Below are 22,459 nucleotides of genomic sequence, written 5' to 3'. Positions count from 1 at the left end.
TGTACTTCCTGAAGAATTAGACCGCTCGCTTCCTCAGCCGACGGCGCTCACGCTCGGAGAGGCCTCCCCAAATACCAAACCGCTCGTCATTCGCCAATGCATATTCAAGGCATTGCGACCGCACGTTGCAGGCTCCGCAAACTTTTTTGGCGTCCCTCGTGGAGCCGCCCTTTTCCGGGAAAAAAGCTTCCGGATCAGTCTGTGCGCACAATGCGTCCGTCTGCCAGCCGAGTTCGCCTTCGTCGTCAAAGTCGTCGGCGCGGGGAAGACCGATCCAGACCGGCTGCGCCAGGGTCCCCACCCCGGGTGCCCGGAGCTCCATGGGAGGATCATTGGGGTCCTCCTCGTCCTCCGGCCCCGCCCCCAGCAGTGCCTCGTGCTCCGCAAGGAAGGCTGTGGCCTGATCCTGCAAGGACGCGGTGGTGTCCAGGTTGTACCGCTCTGCGGCGTCCGGATCCGCCGGATCGACATACCAGTCGCTCGGCACCCCCCGTGACCGATACTTCGCCGTGGCCTGGCCGGCAACAACGGCTTCTTCCTGGATACGCTCAACTTGCCCCATGGCGCCCCTCCTGAATTGGTCAGCCTCTGCCCGGACACTCGAGACACTCGGTTTGCGTGCCGGAGACTTTGCGATGGCTTTCAATACCTAATTACACGTGTGTAACTAGGGGGAGTCAAGCTGCAGACGGGATAATAATCAGTTCCGGACCGAAACAGGCGCCGCGCCACGCCCGGGGAATTAAATACGACGACGCGCCCGCGGGGAGCGGGGAATTTGACAGCAAGCTTACGGTCCGGCCGCTGCCTGTGCAATTGCTGGGAAGACGGCAGATGTCGGCCTGTTAACGCAAATGACCTTACTAAATCGTGTGACTGACCTCATATCTCACTCCGCCGGGCAATCGACTGCTGTGGAGTGCAGTCCTGCCGGGCAGTGCAGACCTGGCGGGTGCAGACAGCCAGTGCAGCGGCCCGCATTCCGCATGGACACTGCATTCTGGATAGACACCGTATTCCGGGTGGACACTGTGGGGCCGCGTGGCAAGATGTAGCCATGAATATCCCGGCCACTGACCTGATGACGGCCCTGCGCTCGGGCCACTCCACTTCCCCGCGGCTGACCTGGTACGGACCGGACGGGGAACGCGTAGAGCTCTCCGGCCGCGTCCTGGACAACTGGGTGGCAAAAACAAGCAACCTGCTGCAGGACGAACTCGACGCGGCTCCCGGCATGCGCCTCCGGCTGGACCTGCCGGCCCACTGGAAATCCATCATCTGGGCGCTTGCAGGCTGGCAGCTGGGCATGGAAGTCGTCCTGGACAGCAATGACGCCGACCTGCTCGCGACCGCCGCCCCAGCGGAAGCGGAAGGAGACTTCGATGCCGTCGTTGCCGTACCGCTTCCGGCCCTTGCGATGAAATGGCCCGGCGACCTGCCGGCCGGCGTGATCGACTACGCGGCGGAAGTCCGGTCGCACGGCGACGTTTTTATGGCCCACAGCGACCCCGATCCGCAGCAACCCGCGCTGCGGAGTTCCAGCGGAGTCGCCGTGACGCACGCGGACCTGCTGGAAAGCTTCGCGGCCAGCCATGGCCCCAGTGCTCGGCTCCTGGTCCGCGCGGATGACGGATTGGAAGCGGCCCTGGCCAACGCTCTGGGCGTGTGGAACAACGACGGGTCGGTGATCCTGGTACACGGAGATGTGGAGCTTACGGACAAGCTGCTCACCGCGGAACGCGTCCACGGGGACTGACTGAAGCGGGCCCGTAGGGCCTTACTCCTGGCGGGCAGGAATCTCCGGATCCTTTGCTTCCCTCTCGGAACGGGACGCGGCCGACTTCGCGGCGTGGCGGTGGCCCTCGATGAGTTCGTGGTCGTGGGAGAACTCCGGCTCCTGGTCCAGTTCTTGGTTGAACACGAGGAACCGGTAGGCGAAGAAGCGGACGACTGTGGCAACCAAAATACCGAAGACACCGGCAGCGAAAAGCATGTTCTTGTCCGTGACGCCCAACGAATACTTCGCCAGGGCGGTAAACCCGGTGGAGATGCCGATGCCGATGCCGTTGATGAGCACGAACATCAGGAATTCACGCAGGACGTTGGCCTGGCGCCGGTGCCGGAACGTCCAGAGACGGTTGGCAATCCACGAAAACACGGTAGCGACCGAAGCGCCCACGAAGCGTGCCTTGGCCTCGCTGTCCGTCATGGGTCCATGCATGAGGTAGTACGTCAGCCCGTTGTCAATGACGAACGCCACACCGCCCACGGCACCGAATTTCGCCACCTCGCGCCAAAACAGCGAGGCGAGTCCCCGGATGCGCTCTGCAAGTGTGTTAATCATGACCCTCCGTGGCCGTGTGGATATTGGGGCCGATGGGCCAAGCTCCCATTTTAGCCCGGATTGCCCGTCGCGGCCCCAACGGGCGTGCGGATCGGAGCTGCTCCGCACCCTCCGCTGCCACCGAATTTGCTGACTTTAGCGGGCTTCATCGCCCCGAAGGCCGGTAACCGCGCTCCTTTTCTGTAGGCTGAGAGATGTGACTTTTCCAGTAATCGGCGTGGTTGGCGGCGGCCAGCTTGCGCGCATGATGGCCCCAGCCGCCACAGCATTAGGCTTCGAACTCCGCGTCCTGGCCGAAGGTGAAGACGTTTCAGCCGTCTCGGCCGTACCCAACGCCCCGGTCGGCGACTACAAGGATCTGGCTGCCCTCCTGGAGTTCTCCGAGGGCCTGGACGTGATGACCTTCGACCACGAGCACGTACCGGCAGATCACCTGCACGCCCTGATCGCAGCAGGGGTGAACGTCCAGCCCGGCCCCGATGCCCTCATCAACGCCCAGGACAAGCTCGTGATGCGTGCGGCCATCGACCGCCTCGAACTCCCGAACCCCGAATGGGCGTCGGTGGACGGCGTCGAGGACCTGGTGGCTTTCGGCGACAAGACCGGATGGCCCGTGGTGCTCAAGACGCCCCGGGGCGGGTACGACGGCAAGGGCGTCAGGATTGTCGCCTCGCCCGAGGAAGCCACACAGACTACCGATTGGTTCGAGGCCATGAGCCCCCTGCTGGCGGAGGCCAAGGTGGAGTTCAGCCGCGAGCTCTCGGCGCTGGTGGCACGCACGCCTGACGGCACATCCCGGGCATGGCCGGTGGTGCACACCATCCAGGTCGACGGCGTGTGCGATGAAGTCATTGCTCCGGCGCAGGACATTTCGCTGGAGGTCGCCGCGGCTGCCGAAGACGCAGCCCTGCGGATCGCCAACGAGCTGGGCGTCACCGGTGTCATGGCAGTCGAGCTGTTCGAAACACCGGGGTCGGGGGCCGGGTTCCTTATCAACGAACTGGCGATGCGCCCGCACAACACCGGCCACTGGACACAGGATGGATCGGTGACCAGTCAGTTTGAGCAGCACCTGCGGGCAGTCCTTAACCTGCCGCTGGGTGCCACCGACGTTCTCGGCACCGTGGTGGTGATGAAGAACTTCCTCGGCGGTGAAAACCAGGACCTGTTCTCCGCCTACCCGGCCGCCTTGGCCGCTGAACCCGCCGCAAAGGTCCACTGCTACGGGAAATCCGTCAGGCCGGGCAGGAAAATAGGCCACGTCAACCTGGTGGGGGCCAGCGTCGCGGACGTGGAGTCGCTGCGCGAACGCGCCACCGCAGTCGCCAACATCATCCGGGACGGCAGGATCCCGTCCAAGGCGGCACCAGGAAAAACCGAGGAGAACGTATGAACCCCGAATCCGCAGCCACTCCGGAGACGCCCTCCCCGCTCGTTGGCCTGGTGATGGGGTCCGATTCAGACTGGCCCGTCATGGAAGCGGCCGCTGACGCGCTTGCGGAGTTCGGCATCCCCTTCGAGGCGGATGTTGTCTCGGCCCACCGGATGCCCACCGAAATGATCCGGTACGGCCAGACCGCCCACGAGCGCGGCCTTCGCGTCATCATCGCCGGAGCTGGCGGCGCAGCCCACCTTCCGGGGATGCTGGCCTCGGTCACGCCGCTTCCCGTAATTGGTGTTCCGGTGCCGCTGAAGACCCTTGACGGCATGGATTCGCTGCTCTCCATCGTCCAGATGCCGGCCGGCGTCCCGGTGGCCACAGTCTCCATCGCCGGTGCCCGGAATGCAGGCCTGCTTGCCGTGCGGATGCTTGCCTCCGGCACGGACGACCTCGCGGTCCGCCTCCGCGCTGACCTCCTGGAGTTCGCACAGGAGCTCAATGACGTTGCCAGCCGGAAAGGCGCCAATCTCCGGCAGAAGGTGAACGAAGTCTTCTCCGACGCAAACGTGGCCCTCCGGAGCGGCCGCTAAGGAACACCAATGCCCAACACCGAACTGCCCTCCAACGGACTCCTGACCGACCCCGTCCGGTACCCGGCGAGTGCTCCTGAACCCGTCCGGACCAAGCGCGCTTTCCTGCTGATCCTGCTCACCCTGTTTGTGCCGGGGAGCGCCCAGATCGCCGCCGGTGACCGGAAGCTGGGCCGCATCGCCCTGCGGGTCACGCTCAGCGCGTGGGTGCTGGTGGTCCTGGCCTTGGTGTTGCTGCTCACCAACCGGACCCTGCTCATCAACATCATTACCAATCCGGTCGCCTCCCTGCTCATCGTGCTGGTACTGGCAGCGCTGTCAGTCGGCTGGGCTGTGTTGTTCATCAACACGCTGCGGCTCATCCGGCCTGTGCTGCTGCCCAAGCGCAGCCGGCCCGCCGTTGCCGTGGCACTGGCAGTGGCTCTGGTGCTCAGCAGCGGTTCGCTCGGCTACGCGGCGTACCTGCTCAACGTCAGCCGCAATGCGATCGGCAGCATTTTTGCCGGCGGCCCCGCCATCGATCCTGTGGACGGCCGCTACAACTTCCTCATGATGGGTGGCGACGCAGGCGCAGACCGCACCGGCCGGCGCCCCGACAGCCTGTCCGTCCTCAGCGTTGATGCCGAGACCGGCAAAACAGCCATCATCTCTATCCCCCGCAACCTGCAGAACGCTCGCTTCAGCGAGGACTCTCCAATGCGGCAGATCTACCCTGACGGCTACAACTGCGGCAACGACTGCCTCATCAACGCGATCAATACCGAGGTCACCAACGAACACAAGGACCTGTACCCGGACGCTGCAGATCCGGGCGCGCAGGCCACCCTGGAGGCGGTTTCGGGAACCCTCGGCATCACCGTCCAGGCGTACGTCCTGGTGGACATGGACGGCTTCGCCAAGCTCATTGATGCGATGGGCGGGATCCGCATCAAGGCCGGCGGCTGGGTGCCCATGAGCGGCAACATGATCGATGAGGCCAACGGCATCCACGGCATGCCGCTGGGATGGATCCCCGCAGGCGAACAAAAGCTCGATGGCTTCCGTGCGCTCTGGTACGGGCGGTCCAGGGAGTTCGTCGATGACTACGCCCGGATCCAGCGGCAGCAGTGCGTCCAGCAGGCCATGCTCAAGCAGCTGGATCCGGCAACGCTCCTGGCCAAATTCGAGGACATCGCCAACGCAGGAACCAAGGTAGTGGACTCCAACATCTCCTCGAGCCAGCTGGGCAGCTTCGTGGACTTGGCGATGAAAGCCAAGGGCAAGGAAATCAGCCGCCTCACCATTGGTCCGCCGGACTTCGACGCGTCCTTCTCCACGGTCCCGGACTTTGACGTCATCCATGACCGGGTCCGCAAACTCCTCAGCAGCCAGGGCTCCGAGCAGTCACCGGCCGCCGCCCCGGACGATGCCCTGCAGCCGCAGTACGCAGGCGGCGGCAGCGGGCTGACGGCAGCCGGGCCGGCTGTGCCGGCCACAACGCCGACGCCGCCGCCGTCGTCGGACTTCACACCGGTGACCACCACGCCCGCCGGGGAGCCCATCACCGAAGAGATGCTGAACCAGCTCAAGCGCGAGGGGAATGAGCAGGCCATCCGCGAACTCGTGGCCACCAACGGCCAGTGCGCTCCCCTGTGACAGACACCCTGCTTCAAGAGAGAAGGACACCCGGCTGTGTACGAAATCGATAACGTCCTCCGGCCGTACGCCTGGGGATCGACGACGGCGATCGCCGGTTTGCTGGACAGGCCGGAGTCGGGCGGCCCGGAGGCGGAGCTGTGGATCGGAGCCCACCCGGACTCCCCTTCCGTTGCCGCCCGCCCTGACGGAACGTCGGTGCCCCTGGATAAGCTGATCGCCGAGGACCCCGGCCATTTCCTGGGGGAAGCCTCGGTGGCGGCATTCGGGCCGCGCCTTCCGTTCCTCACGAAGGTCCTCGCCGCAGCGAAGCCGTTGTCGCTGCAGGTGCACCCCAGCCTTGAGCAGGCACGGGCCGGTTTCGACCGCGAGAACGGCCAGGGCATTCCCGCGGACGCCCCGCACCGCAACTACCGGGACGACAACCACAAGCCGGAAATGATCTTTGCGCTGACTCCGTTTGACGCGCTGTGCGGTTTCCGCGAGCCCGCGAAGTCCCGGGACGTTTTTCTCCACCTGGCCGGCTGCCTGGAGCTCTCGGGGTCCGGCGTCCCTTCCGTCCTGACCGAAGTGATCGATGACCTGTCCCAGGCGCCAGAGAGCAGCGCCCTGCGGTCGGCGTTTGAACGGCTGATCGCCGGCGGCGACGGTGTCGCCGAGGCAACGGCGAACGTGGTGGAGGCGTTGGCCTCCGGCGCGCCCCTGGCGCCGTACCAGCAGGAGCTCGCCACGGTTCTGAGCCTTAACAGCGAGTATCCCGGTGACCCTGGCGTGCTCATTTCCCTGCTGCTGAACCGGCTCTCCCTGGAACCCGGCGAAGCCGTGTACCTCCCCGCCGGCAACGTGCACGCCTACCTTCACGGCATGGGTGTGGAAGTCATGGCCTCCTCGGACAACGTGTTGCGCGGCGGCCTGACACCGAAGTTCGTAGACGTGCCGGAGTTGCTGAAGACCATCGTCTTCGAGTCGGTGGGCGTGCCCAGACTCCGCGCAGACGTTTCCGAACTCGGCCAGGAACTGTACCGGCCGCCCTTCCGGGAGTTCCAGCTGCAGCGGATCGAGCTACTTCCCGACGGCGGCCCCGTGCCACTGGCACAGTCGGGGGCAGCGGTGGTCATCGTGACTGCCGGCTCCGTCTACCTCGATTCACCCAAGGGTGACCTGCGGCTGGGCCGGGGCGGCAGCGCCTTCCTCCCGGCAGCCGATGCCCCCGTCAACGTCCACCCGGTGGCAGGTTCCACGGATACTGCCGTGGCCTTCGCCGTGACCACCGCACTGAAAGCCTGAGCGCCGTGGAGTACTTCCTGCAGACCCCGGCTTGGGCCGATTTCCAAAAGAGCCTTGGCCGCCGGGTCCATACGCGGTCCGGCCAGGGGTGGAGCTTCCTGGCCATCGAAGAAAAGAACCCGGCAGGCAAAGTCCTGTACGCGCCCTACGGTCCCGTCGCCGACTCGCTTGCTGCGTTTGACGCCGCGCTGGCCGTCCTCGTGGACATAGCGAAATCCTGCGGCGCCGTGTTGGTCCGGATCGAACCGGTGACGGCCGGGCTGGACCCGGAGACGGCGGCTGCCGCGCTGAAAGGCCGGGGAATGCAGCCCGCACCGGTCAACCAGCAGCCGGAGCTGAGCTGGATCGTGGACCTGGACCGCGACTTCAAGGACGTGCTGGCAGAAATGAAGCCGGTCAACCGGAACCTGTACCGGAACATCCACAAGAAGGGTGTGACGTTCCGCTCGACCCAGGATCCAGAAGACATCCGCATCCTCCTGAATTTCCTGCACATGACGGCACGGCGCAACGGCTTCAAGCCGCAAAGCGACGAATACCTGACCGAGGTGGCCTCCTCCCTGATGCCCGCCGGTGCCGCCACGCTGTTCGTCGCCGAACTCCACGGCGGACCCATCGCTGCGGCGCTGGCCTACGATTCCGCAGACACCCGTACGTATGCTCACGCCGCTATCGACGACACCCACAGGAAGCTCAGTGCCGGCATTCCCCTGCTGGTCACCATGATGGCCGACGCCAAGGACAAGGGGCTCAAGTACCTGGATCTCTGGGGTGTGGCCCCTGCCGGCCAGCCCGATCACAAGTGGGCTGGCTTCACGGCGTTCAAGAAGTCCTTCGGTGGCCGGGAAATCGCCTACCCGGGAACGTGGGACCTGCCGGTCAACAAACCCCGCTACGCGGCCTATCAGGCGGCACGCAGGCTCCGCGACGCCCTGCGCTCAGCCCTGAAACGCGTTAAGCGCTCCACCCCCGACCGCTCGGCCGCCTGAGCTGCCCCTCCCCCCGCTGAGCGCGAACTGGCAGCTAATGACGTCAAATCCGTGGTTTGTGGTCATTAGCTGCCAGTTCGCTCCCAAGGATTCGATGCGGAGGAGCCGCCGAGAAGAGCCCTGACCTTTTCGACGACGAACGGGCGGACCCCTTCCAGGTCGCCCTGTTGGACGCGGACTTCCCGCCAGCCCAGACCTTCGGTAGAGCCTGTCGTTTGATGTCGCGGCGGTACTGGTCAGAGTCACCGTGGTGGGCACCGTCATACTGAAGGGCGATCCGATGATCGGGATAGGCCGCATCAGGCCAGACCACCGGGTGGCCGAGCCCATTTCTCAGCACGACATTCAGTACAGGTTCGGGAAGTCCCGCCCGCACGAGCGCCAGCCGCATCATCGTTTCCGGCGGTGAATCCGCACCCACTCGGATCAGGTCCAGGGCGAGCCTCGCCTTCCTCACCCCGCGCATGCCAGGGTGCTGGCTTACGATTCGCTTCAGATCCCCAATCGTTGCGAGCGGCTGCCGCGGCAAGGGGAAATCCTCACTGTGCTCGACGACGATAGAGTCGCCGCCAGCCACGAGCTCATCGATGCTCAACAATGAGGCCAGGTCGAGCCAGGTCCTTGCCGGGGACGTGAGCCGAACGCCGTCGAACACCACCACTTCGCCGGGCTTGAAAGACAACTGGTGGCCCACCACATTCCGGCGGCGGGGCTGGCAACCGTCCGCCGGGCGGGCGATGTGGATGCGCCAGTCCTGATCCAGCCAGCTAGGTAGGCAAATGCAGCAGATCCGAGCGCTGGTCGAATGAGTAAGCACGCAAGCGGGATCAAGCCGAGAGTATGCGCGCACGTTGTCGGCCACGCTTCCCGTGCTGTGCAGCGCAAGCCTTATGCCGCGCGACGGTGTGAAAATGCCGTCCCGGCTGAGCTGCCTAGGGCTCAGGCCAAGGAGGTCTGCATCGGCGGCAAGAAATGATCCGTGCGGAATCTGGGGAGGCATTGGCGTCCGGGGCATGGTTCATTGTGGTCCCTGTCCAAGGGAGCGGAGGCGTTATCCACAGGCTGGCCCCGCCGCTTAAACGCGAACTGGCAGCTAATGCCCGCAAATCGTGGATTTGGGGTCATTTGCTGCCAGTTCGCGCGGGGCGGTGCGGCTAGCTCTTGCGCGCGTAGCCTTCCCACTTGCTGGCCTGGTGCTCGCCGTCCACGAAGCGGATGGTGCCGGACTTGGAGCGCATGACGATCGACTGCGTCAGCACCTTGTCCTTGTCGTAGCGCACACCCTTGAGGAGGTCGCCATCGGTGATGCCGGTGGCGGCGAAGTAGCAGTTGTCGCTCTTGACGAGGTCGTTCGTGGAGAGAACCCGCTCAAGGTCGTGGCCGGCGTCGATGGCCTTCTGCTTCTCATCGTCGCTCGTGGGCCACAGCCGGCCCTGGATCACGCCGCCGAGCGACTTGATGGCGCAAGCCGCAACGATGCCTTCCGGCGTTCCGCCGATGCCCATGAGCGCGTCCACGCCGGTGCCGGAGCGGGCTGCTGCGATGGCGCCAGCGACGTCGCCGTCCATGATGAACTTGGTGCGGGCGCCGGCTTCGCGGATTTCCTCGACCAGCGGGCGGTGGCGGTCGCGGTCAAGGATCATGACGTTCAGCTGGTTGACCTTGACGCCCTTGGCCTTGGCGATCAGGTGCAGGTTCTGCTTGACCGGCAGGCGCAGGTCCACCATGTCGGCGGCCTCGGGGCCCGTGACGAGCTTCTCCATGTAGAACACCGCGGACGGGTCGAACATGGAACCGCGTTCGGCCACGGCCAGGACTGCCAGGGCGTTGTTGATACCGAGTGCCGTCAGGCGGGTTCCATCGATGGGGTCCACAGCGACGTCGCACTCGGGACCGGTGCCGTCACCCACCTGTTCGCCATTGAACAGCATGGGGGCTTCGTCCTTTTCACCTTCACCGATGACCACGACGCCGTTGAAGTGGACGGTGTGCAGGAAGGACCGCATGGCGTCGACGGCGGCGCCGTCGGCCTTGTTCTTGTCGCCGAAGCCAACCCAGTGGCCACCGGCGATGGCCGCGGCTTCGGTCACCCGGACGAGTTCAAGGGCGAGGTTGCGGTCCGGCTCGTCGGTTCCGACGGCGAGCGACGGGGAAAGCGTTGAATACTTCTGGGTCATGGACGCTGGTGACACGTGAACCTCTTCTTCGAGTGGCGATCATTGGACCCGCAAATGCCAGATGGGGCAGGCGCGGTGATTCCTCTGCTACTGATCATAGTCGTGGCGGAGCGCCGAGGTCATAGGATGACCAACGTATGGACCAAATCCAAACCTCACTGCCGGAGCATGCGGAATGTGAGATCAGACCACCCATGGGCGACTATAGAAGGGTGAGTGAAACGCAGGACAAGTCCGCCCCCGACACCCCGGCAGCCGGCCACGGCTCCTCCCCTGACCCGGCCGCACAGCCGATCAAGCCGGTAATTCCCGCCGCTGCCGCCAAGCGGGCCAACGCGTCGGTCATTGGAATGATCATCGCCCTGGTGGTCAGCATTGCTGCCTTCCTGCCGATCGTCCTGATGAATCCCGCGCCGAAGTCCGACGGTTTCCGGCCTGACATCAACGTCAGTGCTGTCGCCGGCAACGCTGCAGATGTGGCGGGATTCACACCGGTCACGCCTCAGGTGGGCGACACATTCATGCCCAATTACGCCCGATGGGTAGCCGGCACCGGCACCGGGGTCCCCACCTGGGAAGTCGGCTACCTCACTCCCAAGGAGGCCTTCATCGGCCTGGTCCAGACGCGCAAGGCGAACCCGACCTGGCTGCTGCAGCAGACCAAGAATGCCCCGGTCACCGGCACCCGCAACGCCGGCGGCAAGGAATGGGAACTCCGGGACACCGGCAAGGGCGAGAGGAGCATGGTGCTGGCCTATCGCGGAACCACCGTTGTCCTCAGCGGTGAGGCCGAACTGGACGAGTTCGCGGTCCTGGCCGCCGCCGTCGTCAAATCCTTGGAAAGTAACCTTACTGTCACCGTTTCCCCCTCGCCGAGCCCCACACCGTAAGGTGGGGCCGTGACAACGTATCTGACCCCTGCCCTGGCCTGGCGCCGACTGCGCGAAGGCAACGACCGCTTCGTCAATGGCGAATCCTCACACCCCAACCAGGATTCGTCACGGCGCTCCTCGCTCGTGGAGAACCAGCATCCCTTCGCGGTGATCTTTGGCTGTTCCGACTCACGTCTTGCTGCCGAGATAATTTTCGACGTCGGCCTCGGCGACGTGTTCGTGGTACGGACCGCGGGCCAGGTTATCGACGACGCCGTCCTCGGCTCTCTGGAATACAGCATCGGCGTTCTCGGCGTGCCGCTGATCGTGGTGCTCGGCCACGACAGTTGCGGCGCGGTCAGCGCCACCAAGGCCGCCGTGGAAACCGGCCAGATGCCCGTGGGCTTCATCCGGGACCTCGTCGAACGCATCACACCGTCAGTCCTGACGTCCCTCCGCAACGAGCAAACGGAGGTCAATGACATGGTCGTGGAGCACGTCAAGCAGACCTCGCAGCGCCTGGTGGACAGCTCGCGTGTGATTTCCGACGCAATTGAAACGGGCCGAACCGCGGTCATCGGCCTCTCCTACAGCCTGGCCGAGGGCCACGCGGAGCTTGTTTCCGGAATCGGCGAGCTCTAAGCCTGCCGACGGCGGTCCCTTTCGGGACCGCTGTCGCAAGCAGTTCACGGTTTTCGATGCGGCCGCAGATCGCCCTAAGCTAGCCCCATGACTTCCACTGAAGAGTTCCGCATTGAACATGACACGATGGGCGAAGTCCGCGTCCCCGTGAACGCCCTGTACCGCGCACAGACGCAACGTGCAGTCGAGAACTTCCCGATCTCCGGAAAAACCCTTGAACGAGCCCACATCGAGGCCTTGGCGCGAGTAAAGAAGGCCGCTGCCCAGGCCAACGCAGAACTGGGCGTGCTCGACGGCGAGCTGGCCAAAGCGATCGCGGAGGCTGCCGACGAGGTGGCCACGGGCAAGTACGACGGCGACTTCCCCATCGACGTTTTCCAGACCGGCTCCGGCACGTCCTCGAACATGAACACGAACGAGGTCCTCGCCGAGCTGGCTACCCGCGCCCTGAAGGCCGCCGGCAGCGACAAGGTGGTGCACCCCAACGACCACGTCAACGCCTCGCAGTCCTCCAACGACGTGTTCCCCACCTCCGTGCACGTCGCTGCCACCTCGGCCCTGCTCAACGACCTCATCCCTGCGCTCGGCTACCTTGCCGAGTCCCTGGAGCGGAAGGCTGTTGAGTTCAAGGACGTTGTGAAGTCCGGCCGCACGCACCTCATGGACGCCACTCCGGTGACGCTGGGCCAGGAATTCGGCGGCTATGCCGCACAGGTCCGCTACGGCATTGAACGCATCAACGCCTCCCTCCCCCGCGTTGCCGAGGTCCCGCTCGGCGGCACCGCCGTAGGCACCGGCATCAACACGCCGGCAGGCTTCCCGGAGCGCGTCATCGAGCTGCTCGCCACCGACACCGGCCTGCCGCTGACCGAGGCCCGCGACCACTTCGAGGCCCAAGCCAACCGCGACGGCCTGATCGAGGCATCCAGCCAGCTGCGCAACATTGCGATCTCCTTCATGAAGATCAACAACGACCTCCGCTGGATGGGCTCCGGCCCCAACACCGGCCTCGGCGAAATCGCCATCCCGGACCTGCAGCCCGGCTCCTCGATCATGCCGGGCAAGGTCAACCCCGTCATCTGCGAGGCGTCCATCATGGTCTGCGCCCAGGTCATCGGCAATGACACCGCCATCGCCTGGTCCGGAACCAACGGCGCCTTCGAGCTGAACGTCGGCATCCCCGTCATGGCGGCCAACCTGCTCGAGTCCGTCCGCCTGCTGGCCAACACCAGCCGCGTCATGGCCGACAAGATGATCGACGGCATCACCGCCAACGTAGACCGTGCACGCTTCCTCGCCGAAGCCTCGCCGTCCATCGTGACGCCGCTGAACAAGTTCATCGGCTACGAGAACGCCGCCAAGATCGCCAAGAAGGCCGTGGCCGAAGGCCTCACCATCCGTGAGACCGTCGTTGCCATGGGCTTCCTGGAGCGCGGCGAGCTGACGGAAGAGCAGCTGGACACAGCCCTGGACGTCATGTCCATGACGCGCCCTCCGCACAAGGCGTAGATCCCAAAGAAGTACGACGGCGGCCGGTGCCTTCCAGTGGAAGGTGCCGGCCGGCGTCGTTCCCGGCTACCGGTCCTTCCGCGGCTCACCGGCGGCCCTGCGCTCTTCGGGCGTGTAGGCCGCCATGGCTGAGGCCTGGTCCATGGTGGCGCCCGACATCCTGGCCTCACGCAGCCTGCGCGTCTTGGCGGACTGCACGTTAAAGGCCTCGTCCACGTTGCCGGCGGCATAGGTCAGGGCGTCCTCAGCTTTGATCCCCAGGCCGCGGGCGGTCAGGACGGCATCCTGGTTCGCGCCGAGATAGGTGAACTGCCAGCCCCACTGTGCCTGCTGCCGTTCCACCATGGCCTTAACCATGGCCCCGTTAGCTTCCCGGGAGGCGTTCTCGTGCCCGTCCGTCAGCACGGCCACGAGCACCGTTCCCGGCCGCTCGTGATCCGGGAGCGCCGCCAGTTCTGCCCCCGCTTCGCCCATCAGACGAACCATGGCATCATGCAGGGCCGTGGAGCCCCTCGGCTGAAGCACGAGAGGCGGCACGTCCTGGATGTCCCGGGCCTCATAGACGCGCTCGTAGGTGTCGTCGAACTGTGCGAGGGACAGCCTGCACCGGCCTGCCACCGACCGCTGCTCCTTGATGAACGCCGCGAATCCGCCCACAGTGTCATCCGCGATGGCGCTCATGGACCCTGAGCGGTCCAGAAGCACGTAAATATGTGTGAGCCCCGCATCTGTCATGCTTCCCCGTTTCCGGCCCCGGCTACACCAGCGCCACCTGATGCCAGCAGATTTGCTGTACAGGAACAGGGTAAGGACGGTCACTGACAAAAAAGGGGAAGGTCCAAAATAGGGTACTTCGTACCTCAGTCTGGGGCTGAAGTACCCGGGGCTTAATTATGCGTCGCGCTCAGGCAGGGAGCACTGCCATCGCGGCGGCCGCGCCGGCGAGCATGAAGGGCCCGAAGGGAATGGCTGACTTGAGCGTTCCCCTCCGCGACAGGAGCAGGGCGATGCTCCACAGACCCCCGAGCAGGAACGCCGCGAAGGTGCCGGCGAAAACGTGCGCCCAGCCGAGGTACCCCAAATACATGCCAAGCACCCCGGCCAGCTTCACGTCGCCGAACCCCATCCCGGGCGGGTACACAAGCCGCAGGACAAAGTAGAACAGCCACAGCACCGCTCCACCGGCCACGATCCGGAGTGCGGGCACCCCGAACAGCTGCGCCGCGGCGTCAGGCGGCCCCCCGGCGCCCGGCACACCCCCGCTGCCTGGCACCGCCAGGACCAGGCTGATGACCGCCCCGAGCAGCAGTGCCCCCGCCACCGCGTAGGACGGGAAGACGATCCGGTTCGGCAGCAGGTGGTGGCGGACGTCGATCACCGTCAGCCGCACGGCCATCACCGCAAAATAGGCGCACGCTGCCAGCACCAGCCAAAAGGCGGGTGGCGCCGCGTCCCAGAGTTCGCCAAGTCGTTGGATCACTCTCGGATGCTACTGGATATGCCCGGTCTCCCGCTGGACCCGCGCGTAAACTGTGGATATGGGGACCTGGGACGCCAAGCACCGGCAGGAACACGGCGGGGCCTCGGCGCCCTCCGATTCCGCTGCGTCCTTCCGGAACCTCTGCCGCTCCTCCCCCTGGAAGTGGCAGTCCCTCCGGTTCGAATACCGTGAGACTCCCGAGGGCAGGACCGTCCCCGTGCGCGCCTGGCTGCGCCGCCCCGGTGCCCTTCGGCTCGAGACCACGGACGGGACCCTCATCCACAGCACCACCGGCATCAACGATTCGCGCGACAGCCTCTACATCAGTGCCAGCCGGAAGTCGTGGCTGCTGCCGGCGCACCTGGTCACCCCGGTTTACGACGACGGCGGGCTGGTCAGGCGCCGCCCGGAGGCTGCGTACGGCGAACCGTCGTTCGGGAACAGCCGCTTTGGCGCCGCCCTTGACCCGGTGGAGCTCGCGGGCAATGCGCCTGTTCCGCTGGAGTTCCCGCGGGCGAATGCCGTGGAACTGCTTGAGCCGGTGCGCGACGTGGACCACGAGGGACGTCCGGCGCGGGAAACGGTGGTGTCGCCGAACCCCGGCTACCGTCCGCTGGACCCGGAGAACCCCCTGTGCGGACCCGGCAGGACCCGGATCCGGATCGACGTGGGAACGGGGATCTGTGTGGCTGCTGAACCGCTCGACGACGGAACGGGCGGAAGCGACGGAACGGGCAGAAGCGGCGGAACGGGCGGAACGGAATTGCCCGGCCACTGGATCCGCATCCTTGGCGTCGACGAATACATGCTCGATGACCTCTTTGTGGCCGAGCCGGTGAACCTGACGGACGTCCGGGACCACATCCAGTGGCCACTGCGTCCCAACCCGGCCTGAGCGGGCGACAACGTCCCTCGCAATTACAGCTAGGCTTCCCTCATGACCCAGCTGACGTCTGTCTTTCCGCCGTTCGCCCTGAGGCTGGCCACTCCCCGGCTCGTGTTGCGCCCGCTCCGGGACGAGGACATTCCCGCCGCGGTTGAGGCGGCGGCCAGCGGCATTCACGAACGCGGCCGGAACCCCTTCAGCACACCCTGGGCCGAATCACCGCCCGACCAGCTGGGAGCAGGCATGGCCCGCTGGTACTGGCAGTGCCGGGCCAACAGCACGCCCGAGTCCTGGTCCCTGATCCTTGGCATCTGGCACGGCGAAACTTTCCTTGGCTGCCAGGACGTTGGAGCCAAGGATTTTGCCGTCCTCAGGACAGTGACTACCGGTTCCTGGCTGAGGAGGGACGCGCATGGCCGCGGCTTCGGCAAGGAGATGCGGGCCGCCGTCGCGCTTTATGCCTTCGACTGGCTCAAGGCCGACGTCGCGGAATCCGAAGCGGCGGAGTGGAACGCGGCCTCCCTCGGAGTTTCGCGCTCCCTCGGATACGAACTTAACGGTGTCACCCGCATGTCCTGGGGCGGCAAGGTGGAAACAGTCCAGCGGGTGCGCCTCATCCCGGAAGTTTTCAAGCGTCCCGACTGGCAACTGAAGGTAGAGGGCCACGAGCCGACCGCAAAGTTCCTGCGGATCTAGGAACGTCCGCAGACAGCCTTGGTTCCTCCAGGGCCAACCCGCGGCTGCGCCCGCAGCCATGGGAAGGCCGTGGCCCCGCAAACAGGCCACGGCCTTCCGTGTCTGGGTCTCAGGCCCCTTCCAGCAGCTCCGTAACGAGTGCCGCGATGGGCGAGCGCTCGGAGCGGGTGAGGGTGATGTGGCCGAAGAGCGGGTGGCCCTTCAGGGTCTCGACGACGGCGGCGACGCCGTCGTGCCGGCCGACCCGCAGGTTGTCCCGCTGGGCGACGTCGTGGGTGAGGACAATCTTGGAGTTCTGCCCGATGCGGCTCATGACGGTGAGCAGCACGTTCTTCTCCAGGGACTGCGCCTCGTCCACGATGACAAACGCGTCATGCAGGGAACGGCCGCGGATGTGGGTCAGCGGCATGACCTCCAGCATGCCGCGGTCCATGACTTCCTCCACGACTTCCTGGCTGACGAGGGCACCAAGCGTGTCGAAGACCGCCTGCGCCCACGGGTTCATCTTCTCGGATTCCGAGCCCGGCAGGTATCCCAGCTCCTGGCCGCCCACGGCGTAGAGCGGGCGGAAGACGATCACCTTGCGGTGCTCACGCCGCTCCAGCACCGCTTCCAGTCCAGCGCAGAGCGCCAAGGCTGACTTGCCCGTGCCCGCGCGGCCACCAATTGAGACGATGCCCACGGCCGGATCCATCAGCAGGTCGATGGCAAGCCGCTGTTCCGCGGACCGCCCGTGGAGCCCGAAGACATCCCGGTCCCCCTTCACAAGGCGGACCTGCTTGTCCGCGCCTACCCGTCCCAGCGCCGAACCCCTGTTGGACAGGAGCACGAGTCCGGTGTTGACCGGCATCTCGGCCGCAGCAGGGATGAACACCGGCTCATGACCGTAAAGCGTGGAAATCTCTTCCTCGTTGGCGTCGATTTCCGCGACCCCCGTCCAGCCCGAGTCCTTGACCAGCTCGTTGCGGTACTCATCCGCGAGCAGCCCCATGGCAGAGGCCTTGACCCGCATGGGCAGGTCCTTGGACACCACCGTGACGTTGCGGCCCTCGTTGGCCAGGTTCATGGCGACGGCGAGGATGCGGCTATCGTTGTCGGCGCCCCGGAATCCGGCCGGCAGGACTTCAGACGAAATGTGGTTCAGCTCCACCATGAGCGTGCCACCTGCATCGCCCAGCGGAATGGGCTTGTTCAGTCCGCCGTGCTGGATCCTGAGGTCGTCCAGGAGCCGCAGCGCACTCCGGGCAAAATAGCCCAGTTCGGGGTCGTGCCGCTTCCCCTCAAGCTCGGTGATCACGACGATGGGCACAATCACTTCATGCTCAGCGAAGCGCAGCAGGGCGCGGGGATCGGACAGCAACACCGAGGTATCAATGACAAACGTCGAGACGGCTGGCTGGGATTCTGAGGTCAGGCCGGAAACAGCAAGACCGGCTGCGGCGGATTTCGTTGCCGCACCGGTCTTTGGAATGCCTCGCTCGGCGCGAGTGGTAGCCTTCTCGCCCTCGTCCGTGATGACTTCGGGCAGTTGTTCAGAAATAGCCACATCGACTCCAGCCCCGGGGCACATGCCCGGAATCGTTATTGGTGAGGCGGCTCGGCCAAGAGGCCGGGCTCGGCCTCCCATACAACCGGTGCGAAAGTTCGCTCCATGTACTGGCCTCCCCGATCAGCCGGCGGTTTTGCCTGCTGATGCTCTTAACGTAAATCTCCCCCGACTAATTTCCAAAGGCCTGCAGCGGCGATTCCTGTTGCCGGCTTGTGAATTCGAGGTGAACGCGAGGACGGACTGCGCCGGGCTAAGCGCCGAAGCGGCGCTGCCGCCCGGCGTAATCACGGAGAGCCCGGAGAAAATCAACCTTCCGGAATGCAGGCCACAGCGCTTCACAGAAGTAGAACTCGCTGTAGGCGCTTTGCCACATCAGGAACCCTGACAACCGCTGCTCCCCGGAGGTCCTGATGACCAGGTCCGGATCAGGCTGGCCCCTGGTATAGAGAAAACGGGAGATGTCGTCCACGGACAGGGAGTCGGCCAGCTCACTGATGTCGGCCTTGCGCGCCACGGCGTCGTGCAGCAGTTCACGGACGGCGTCCACGATCTCCCGGCGGCCGCCATAGCCCACCGCCACGTTGACGTGGAGCTTTTCACGCACCGGAGTCCGGGCGGTGAGCGTGGTCAGCCGTTCCGCCAGGTAGTCCGGCAGGAGCTCGGGCGCGCCCATGGCATGCACGGAAATGTCAGCGTTCTCGTCGAGCCGGTCCAGGGTGTTCGCAATGATTCCCATGAGCAGGTCCAGTTCCTCACCGGAGCGGTTCATGTTGTCGGTGGAGAGCATGTAGAGGGTGACCACCCTGACCCCGAGCTCCTGGCACCAGCCCAGGAATTCGTGGATCTTGTCCGCACCGGCCTGGTGCCCTTGGCTCGTGGGGGCATTGAACTGCCGCGCCCAGCGGCGGTTGCCGTCAACCATCACACCGATGTGCCGGGGAATCCGGTCCGGCCCGAGGGAGCGGAGCAGTCTGCGCTCGTAGAAGCCATAGAGGAACCCGGGCAATTCCATCCGGAGATTCACCTGACTTCCTGGCTGTCTGACTGCTGTGCAAATCCTAGGCTACCGTCCGCGGGCGGAGGCGCGTGCACACGTCCTGCCGTAAACCTCACGGTCAGTCCGTCAAAATCCTGTTACCCGCAAGTAACTTACTGACTCGTAGGTTATTCTGGGGTGATGACGAGCAACACCGCCCCGGGCGGCCCGGGCACCCCGGAGCACCGGCCAAACCCGGTGGATGACACCGCCGTCCGCATCGCCGAACTGCTGATGATCAAGCCCAAATGGCGCGGGTGGATCCACACTGTCACTGCTCCCCTGGCCCTGGCCGCCGGCGTGGTGCTCGTGCTGCTGGCACCCACCCTGGACCGCAAGGTCACCTCGGCCATCTATGCCCTGACCGGGGTTTTGCTGTTCGGCGTCAGCGCGGTTTATCACCGCGGCAACTGGTCCCCGGGCGTGAGAATGGTTCTGAAGCGGCTCGACCACACCAACATCATGCTGGTCATCGCCGGCAGTTATACACCGCTGGCCTGGAGCCTGCTGGAGCGGCCTACCGCGGTGCTGCTGCTCTGGCTGATCTGGTCCGGGGCCATCCTGGGTGTGCTGTTCCGGCTCCTGTGGACCAACGCCCCGCGCTGGCTGTACGTGCCGATCTACGTTGCCTTGGGCTGCGGCTCGCTGTTCTACCTGCCCGACTTCTTCGCTGCCAGCGTGCCCTCGGCCCTCCTCATCTGCTTCGGGGGCGTCCTGTACATTGCCGGCGCCGTCTTTTATGCATTAAAAAAGCCGAACATCAGCTACGAGCACTTCGGCTTCCACGAACTGTTCCATGCGCTCACGGTGTTCGCCTTCGCCGCCCACTTCGCGGCGATTCTCATCGCCGTCCTGAGCTAAATCCCCGTCCGGCCAAGGCGCTCCTTAACCTCGGGCACGGAAGCCACCGGCCGCTCGCAAACCATGTCGCGGCACAGATACACGAGGGGAGCGCCGTCCGCCCCGGCCGTGCGGCCACGCAGCAGCGGCACGGTCCCGTCACCCGCCGCGCCATCGCCCACGGCGATAACCAGCCCCGGGCTGGGCGACCGCAACAGCGCCCCATGCAGAGCGTCCCTTGCCGGGCCAGGGCGCCCGACGACGGCGGCCTCCACCGGGCCCTCAGCCGCTGCCTGCGCGGTGGCCAGCAGCCAGCCTGCCACTCGCGGGGCCCGCTCAGCCAGCGGCGGCAGCAGCGAAAGGATGTTGCCTGCCATGGCCCGGTGCTCCGACGAGCCGGACAGGGCTGCGTAGCTCAGCAGGACCCCGGCGAATGCCGCCGCACCGCTGGGCGTGGCGCCGTCGAACGGGTCGAGGCCCGGCTGGCGGCCCTGGGCATTGAACACCTGGGCTGACTCGCCGGCGGTATCCGCCAGGCTGCCGTCCACGATGAACCGCCCACATGCCGCCAAAATGACTGACTCCGCCAGCCCATACCAGTGGGGATCCCCGGTGACCGCGAACAGCGCGAGAAACCCTTCGCCGCAGAAGGCGTAGTCCTCCAGGAGCCCGCCGATTCCACGTGCGGCGCCGGCGTGTGAAACGCGGACGAGTTCCCCCTCGGCGGCCTTCCAGTGAACCTTCTCCAGGTAGCCCGCGATCCGCACCGCCGCGTCCACCAGCCCGCGACGGTCCAGCACAGCACCGGCCTCAGCCAGAGCCGCCACGGCCATCCCGTTCCAGCCCGCCACCACCTTGTCGTCGCGTGCGGGCTGCGGCCGGGCAGCGCGGGCAGCAAGAAGGCGCGGCCGGACAGCGGCCCAGTGCGCGGCCTCCTCCGGGCTGAGGGCCCTGGCCGGGTGCAGCGGCGACCCGAGCTCGGAGACGGTTCCGTGTTCACCCACGTTCATGGTCCGGGCGACGGCGGCCCCGTCGTCACTGCCCAACAGGTTTTCGAGCTCGCCTGCCGTCCAGAGGTATGTGCCACCCTCGTGGTGCTCTCCGTTGGCCACCGAGTCGGCATCGAGCGAGGACGCCAGGGCCACCGCTGCGCCGTGCCCGCCGCTTGCCGGGAGCCCGAGGGATGCCAGCATCCATTCGGCCGTGCGAACGGCGACGTCGGCCGCTTCCGCCTCGGGAAAGCCGGGTGTTCCGCCCAGCCGGACCCAATGGACGTAGGCCCTCAGCAGTTGGGCATTGTCGTAGAGCATCTTTTCGAAATGTGGCACGGACCAGTCCCTGGTCACTGAATACCGTGCGAATCCGCCGTCGAGCTGGTCGAACAACGCCGACCGTGCCATGGCGGCCAACGTCCGTCCGGCCATGCCGCGGGCCTCACCTGCCGTGTCCGAGGCCACGGCCGCATGCCTCATCAGGAACTCAAGCACCGCCGACGGCGGGAACTTGGGGGCGGCGCCGAAGCCGCCGTCGTCGGGGTCCTCCGAGCGGCGCAGCGAGCGGACTGCTGCCGGAAGAAGCTCCGGATCGAGCAGTCCGGGCGGCGCGCTGAGGTTCACTACGGCAGAGAGCTGGGCGTGACCCATGTTCTGGGCGAGGGAACGGGCATTCTCCTCCACCGCGTCCCGGCGCTCCTCCCATGCGTCGTGTACCGCCTCCAGCACCTGCAGGAACGACGGCCGGCCGGGCATCGGCCGGGGAGGAAAGTATGTGCCGGCGTGGAACGCGAGTCCGTCCGGTGTCAGGAAAACGGACATGGGCCAGCCGCCCTCCCCGCTGATCGCCTGCGTGGCGGCCATGTAGACGGCGTCCACGTCCGGCCGCTCTTCCCGGTCCACCTTGATGGCGACGAAGTGCGCGTTCAGGTAGTCAGCGGTGGCCTGGTCTTCGAAGGATTCATGGGCCATGACGTGGCACCAGTGGCAGGCGGCGTAGCCGATGGACAGGAACACCGGAACGTTACGGGCTGCGGCGCGGGCGAAGGCCTGGTCCCCGAAGGGCTGCCAGTGCACCGGGTTGCCTGCGTGCTGCCGAAGGTACGCCGAGGGCTCTTCACCCAGGGCGTTGCGGTCGCCGGGTTCAGGCGTCTGTTCTGCCCGCATTGTCTGATTTGCCTGCATTGTCTGTTTTACCTGCAACATCCGCAATGTCAGCGTCATCCGCATCGTCTGCGATACCGGCGTTGTCGTCGCGGGCGACGTCCGCAGCTTCTGCCGCCGCCATCCGCTCCTCTTCCACCTGTGCACGGTAGCGCACGCGCCGGATGCGTCGCACCATGTCCACAATCAGCAGCGCCGTCAGCACCACGATAAACGCCGTCAGCAGGAAGCCGAGCAGGCCGGGGGTCACTTGGTCCTCGGATAGGCCCGGCCGCAGGGAAGGCGAGGGGGCCGGGGAGGATGCCAGGGCGATGAGCATGTGGTGCACAGTGGGAACTTTCTTGGTGGGCCGTGGCGCAGGTCGTCTGGCCGTCGCTCTAAGCCGCTATC

General features: G+C 65.7%; 22 protein-coding genes. 12 read left to right on the top strand and 10 right to left on the bottom strand.

The window, feature by feature from the left end:
- Window positions 1–16: 16 nt before the first annotated feature.
- On the bottom strand, window positions 17–562 hold the full coding sequence (locus AC5RUM_RS05325) for a WhiB family transcriptional regulator (RefSeq protein WP_494033974.1): 546 nt from the start codon (window positions 560–562) through the stop codon (window positions 17–19).
- Window positions 563–1,057: 495 nt separating this feature from the next.
- On the opposite strand from AC5RUM_RS05325, the gene AC5RUM_RS05320 reads away from it, so the two are divergent.
- Window positions 1,058–1,756 (top strand): TIGR03089 family protein, encoded by a 699-nt coding sequence (locus AC5RUM_RS05320; protein WP_494033973.1) that lies wholly within the window; start codon window positions 1,058–1,060, stop codon window positions 1,754–1,756.
- A gap of 21 nt (window positions 1,757–1,777) precedes the next feature.
- Here AC5RUM_RS05320 and AC5RUM_RS05315 read toward each other — a convergent pair whose 3' ends face one another.
- Complete coding sequence (locus AC5RUM_RS05315; protein ID WP_494033972.1) at window positions 1,778–2,344, bottom strand: GtrA family protein; 567 nt, start codon at window positions 2,342–2,344, stop codon at window positions 1,778–1,780.
- Window positions 2,345–2,588: 244 nt separating this feature from the next.
- On the opposite strand from AC5RUM_RS05315, the gene AC5RUM_RS05310 reads away from it, so the two are divergent.
- From AC5RUM_RS05310 to AC5RUM_RS05290, 5 genes are read left to right on the top strand one after another with little or no spacing between them, the layout of a single operon-like run.
- Window positions 2,589–3,737 (top strand): 5-(carboxyamino)imidazole ribonucleotide synthase, encoded by a 1,149-nt coding sequence (locus tag AC5RUM_RS05310; protein ID WP_494034208.1) that lies wholly within the window; start codon window positions 2,589–2,591, stop codon window positions 3,735–3,737.
- The gene (gene purE / locus AC5RUM_RS05305; protein WP_494033971.1) at window positions 3,734–4,315 is read left to right on the top strand and encodes a 5-(carboxyamino)imidazole ribonucleotide mutase; all 582 of its coding nucleotides are present in this window, start codon (window positions 3,734–3,736) and stop codon (window positions 4,313–4,315) included. Before AC5RUM_RS05310 ends, purE begins: the two co-directional genes overlap by 4 nt.
- A gap of 9 nt (window positions 4,316–4,324) precedes the next feature.
- Window positions 4,325–5,950, top strand: a complete 1,626-nt coding sequence (locus tag AC5RUM_RS05300; RefSeq protein ID WP_494033970.1) for an LCP family protein — start codon at window positions 4,325–4,327, stop codon at window positions 5,948–5,950.
- Window positions 5,951–5,986: 36 nt separating this feature from the next.
- Window positions 5,987–7,237 carry a mannose-6-phosphate isomerase, class I gene (gene manA, locus AC5RUM_RS05295; protein ID WP_494033969.1) on the top strand — a complete coding sequence of 417 codons (1,251 nt, stop codon included), beginning with the start codon at window positions 5,987–5,989 and terminating at the stop codon, window positions 7,235–7,237.
- Window positions 7,238–7,242: 5 nt separating this feature from the next.
- Window positions 7,243–8,226: a lipid II:glycine glycyltransferase FemX gene (locus AC5RUM_RS05290; protein ID WP_494033968.1), complete on the top strand. Its 984-nt coding sequence runs from the start codon at window positions 7,243–7,245 to the stop codon at window positions 8,224–8,226.
- A gap of 43 nt (window positions 8,227–8,269) precedes the next feature.
- On the opposite strand, the gene AC5RUM_RS05285 is transcribed toward AC5RUM_RS05290, so the two are convergent.
- Together AC5RUM_RS05285 and glpX are read right to left on the bottom strand one after the other, a co-directional pair.
- Window positions 8,270–9,088, bottom strand: coding sequence for a putative endonuclease domain-containing protein (locus AC5RUM_RS05285; RefSeq protein ID WP_494033967.1), 819 nt, complete (start codon window positions 9,086–9,088; stop codon window positions 8,270–8,272).
- A 292-nt stretch (window positions 9,089–9,380) separates the two neighbouring features.
- Window positions 9,381–10,403 (bottom strand): class II fructose-bisphosphatase, encoded by a 1,023-nt coding sequence (glpX, locus tag AC5RUM_RS05280; protein ID WP_494033966.1) that lies wholly within the window; start codon window positions 10,401–10,403, stop codon window positions 9,381–9,383.
- Window positions 10,404–10,597: 194 nt separating this feature from the next.
- Between glpX and AC5RUM_RS05275 the strand changes: the two genes are divergently transcribed.
- The 3 genes from AC5RUM_RS05275 to AC5RUM_RS05265 all read left to right on the top strand — a co-directional run bounded on the left by AC5RUM_RS05275 (window position 10,598) and on the right by AC5RUM_RS05265 (window position 13,426).
- The gene (locus AC5RUM_RS05275; RefSeq protein ID WP_494033965.1) at window positions 10,598–11,293 is read left to right on the top strand and encodes a DUF4245 domain-containing protein; all 696 of its coding nucleotides are present in this window, start codon (window positions 10,598–10,600) and stop codon (window positions 11,291–11,293) included.
- 9 nt (window positions 11,294–11,302) lie between these two features.
- On the top strand, window positions 11,303–11,917 hold the full coding sequence (locus AC5RUM_RS05270) for a carbonic anhydrase (protein ID WP_494033964.1): 615 nt from the start codon (window positions 11,303–11,305) through the stop codon (window positions 11,915–11,917).
- Between the two features lie 87 nt (window positions 11,918–12,004).
- A complete protein-coding gene (locus AC5RUM_RS05265) occupies window positions 12,005–13,426 on the top strand; it encodes a class II fumarate hydratase (RefSeq protein ID WP_400578119.1) in 1,422 nt (473 codons plus the stop codon).
- Window positions 13,427–13,492: 66 nt separating this feature from the next.
- Here the strand turns inward: AC5RUM_RS05265 and AC5RUM_RS05260 are convergent, their stop codons facing one another.
- Together AC5RUM_RS05260 and AC5RUM_RS05255 are read right to left on the bottom strand one after the other, a co-directional pair.
- Window positions 13,493–14,161, bottom strand: coding sequence for a VWA domain-containing protein (locus AC5RUM_RS05260; RefSeq protein WP_494033963.1), 669 nt, complete (start codon window positions 14,159–14,161; stop codon window positions 13,493–13,495).
- A 169-nt stretch (window positions 14,162–14,330) separates the two neighbouring features.
- Window positions 14,331–14,906 (bottom strand): prepilin peptidase, encoded by a 576-nt coding sequence (locus tag AC5RUM_RS05255; protein ID WP_494033962.1) that lies wholly within the window; start codon window positions 14,904–14,906, stop codon window positions 14,331–14,333.
- A 58-nt stretch (window positions 14,907–14,964) separates the two neighbouring features.
- Between AC5RUM_RS05255 and AC5RUM_RS05250 the strand changes: the two genes are divergently transcribed.
- Together AC5RUM_RS05250 and AC5RUM_RS05245 are read left to right on the top strand one after the other, a co-directional pair.
- Window positions 14,965–15,801, top strand: a complete 837-nt coding sequence (locus AC5RUM_RS05250; protein WP_494033961.1) for a hypothetical protein — start codon at window positions 14,965–14,967, stop codon at window positions 15,799–15,801.
- Between the two features lie 42 nt (window positions 15,802–15,843).
- Window positions 15,844–16,488 (top strand): GNAT family N-acetyltransferase, encoded by a 645-nt coding sequence (locus AC5RUM_RS05245; RefSeq protein WP_494033960.1) that lies wholly within the window; start codon window positions 15,844–15,846, stop codon window positions 16,486–16,488.
- 109 nt (window positions 16,489–16,597) lie between these two features.
- Here the strand turns inward: AC5RUM_RS05245 and phoH2 are convergent, their stop codons facing one another.
- Complete coding sequence (gene phoH2, locus AC5RUM_RS05240; protein ID WP_494033959.1) at window positions 16,598–18,034, bottom strand: RNA 5'-3' helicase PhoH2; 1,437 nt, start codon at window positions 18,032–18,034, stop codon at window positions 16,598–16,600.
- Between the two features lie 253 nt (window positions 18,035–18,287).
- On the bottom strand, window positions 18,288–19,049 hold the full coding sequence (locus tag AC5RUM_RS05235; protein WP_494034207.1) for an isoprenyl transferase: 762 nt from the start codon (window positions 19,047–19,049) through the stop codon (window positions 18,288–18,290).
- A 243-nt stretch (window positions 19,050–19,292) separates the two neighbouring features.
- Between AC5RUM_RS05235 and trhA the strand changes: the two genes are divergently transcribed.
- Entirely contained in the window at window positions 19,293–19,934 is a 642-nt protein-coding gene (gene trhA / locus AC5RUM_RS05230; protein WP_494034206.1) for a PAQR family membrane homeostasis protein TrhA, read from the top strand.
- On the opposite strand, the gene AC5RUM_RS05225 is transcribed toward trhA, so the two are convergent.
- Entirely contained in the window at window positions 19,931–22,072 is a 2,142-nt protein-coding gene (locus tag AC5RUM_RS05225; protein WP_494033958.1) for a thioredoxin domain-containing protein, read from the bottom strand. The genes trhA and AC5RUM_RS05225 overlap by 4 nt on opposite strands.
- A complete protein-coding gene (locus tag AC5RUM_RS05220; protein WP_494033957.1) occupies window positions 22,050–22,397 on the bottom strand; it encodes a hypothetical protein in 348 nt (115 codons plus the stop codon). The genes AC5RUM_RS05225 and AC5RUM_RS05220 overlap by 23 nt, the downstream gene beginning before the upstream one ends.
- Window positions 22,398–22,459: the final 62 nt, after the last annotated feature.

Source organism: Arthrobacter sp. B2060 (assembly GCF_059090445.1).
The sequence above is the reverse complement of the archived record's forward strand: the minus strand, read 5'-3'. Positions and strand labels throughout refer to the sequence as shown.

What these genes read in the sequence shown, in the direction of transcription:
- AC5RUM_RS05325 (WP_494033974.1), bottom strand. Translation starts at nt 562, where the DNA reads ATGGGGCAAGTTGAGCGTATCCAGGAAGAAGCCGTTGTTGCCGGCCAG.
- AC5RUM_RS05300 (WP_494033970.1), top strand. Translation starts at nt 4,325, where the DNA reads ATGCCCAACACCGAACTGCCCTCCAACGGACTCCTGACCGACCCCGTC.
- purE (WP_494033971.1), top strand. Translation starts at nt 3,734, where the DNA reads ATGAACCCCGAATCCGCAGCCACTCCGGAGACGCCCTCCCCGCTCGTT.
- AC5RUM_RS05310 (WP_494034208.1), top strand. Translation starts at nt 2,589, where the DNA reads ATGATGGCCCCAGCCGCCACAGCATTAGGCTTCGAACTCCGCGTCCTG.
- AC5RUM_RS05260 (WP_494033963.1), bottom strand. Translation starts at nt 14,161, where the DNA reads ATGACAGATGCGGGGCTCACACATATTTACGTGCTTCTGGACCGCTCA.
- AC5RUM_RS05275 (WP_494033965.1), top strand. Translation starts at nt 10,598, where the DNA reads ATGGGCGACTATAGAAGGGTGAGTGAAACGCAGGACAAGTCCGCCCCC.
- AC5RUM_RS05265 (WP_400578119.1), top strand. Translation starts at nt 12,005, where the DNA reads ATGACTTCCACTGAAGAGTTCCGCATTGAACATGACACGATGGGCGAA.
- glpX (WP_494033966.1), bottom strand. Translation starts at nt 10,403, where the DNA reads ATGACCCAGAAGTATTCAACGCTTTCCCCGTCGCTCGCCGTCGGAACC.
- AC5RUM_RS05225 (WP_494033958.1), bottom strand. Translation starts at nt 22,072, where the DNA reads ATGCGGGCAGAACAGACGCCTGAACCCGGCGACCGCAACGCCCTGGGT.
- AC5RUM_RS05250 (WP_494033961.1), top strand. Translation starts at nt 14,965, where the DNA reads ATGGGGACCTGGGACGCCAAGCACCGGCAGGAACACGGCGGGGCCTCG.
- AC5RUM_RS05315 (WP_494033972.1), bottom strand. Translation starts at nt 2,344, where the DNA reads ATGATTAACACACTTGCAGAGCGCATCCGGGGACTCGCCTCGCTGTTT.
- AC5RUM_RS05245 (WP_494033960.1), top strand. Translation starts at nt 15,844, where the DNA reads ATGACCCAGCTGACGTCTGTCTTTCCGCCGTTCGCCCTGAGGCTGGCC.
- AC5RUM_RS05320 (WP_494033973.1), top strand. Translation starts at nt 1,058, where the DNA reads ATGAATATCCCGGCCACTGACCTGATGACGGCCCTGCGCTCGGGCCAC.
- AC5RUM_RS05235 (WP_494034207.1), bottom strand. Translation starts at nt 19,049, where the DNA reads ATGGAATTGCCCGGGTTCCTCTATGGCTTCTACGAGCGCAGACTGCTC.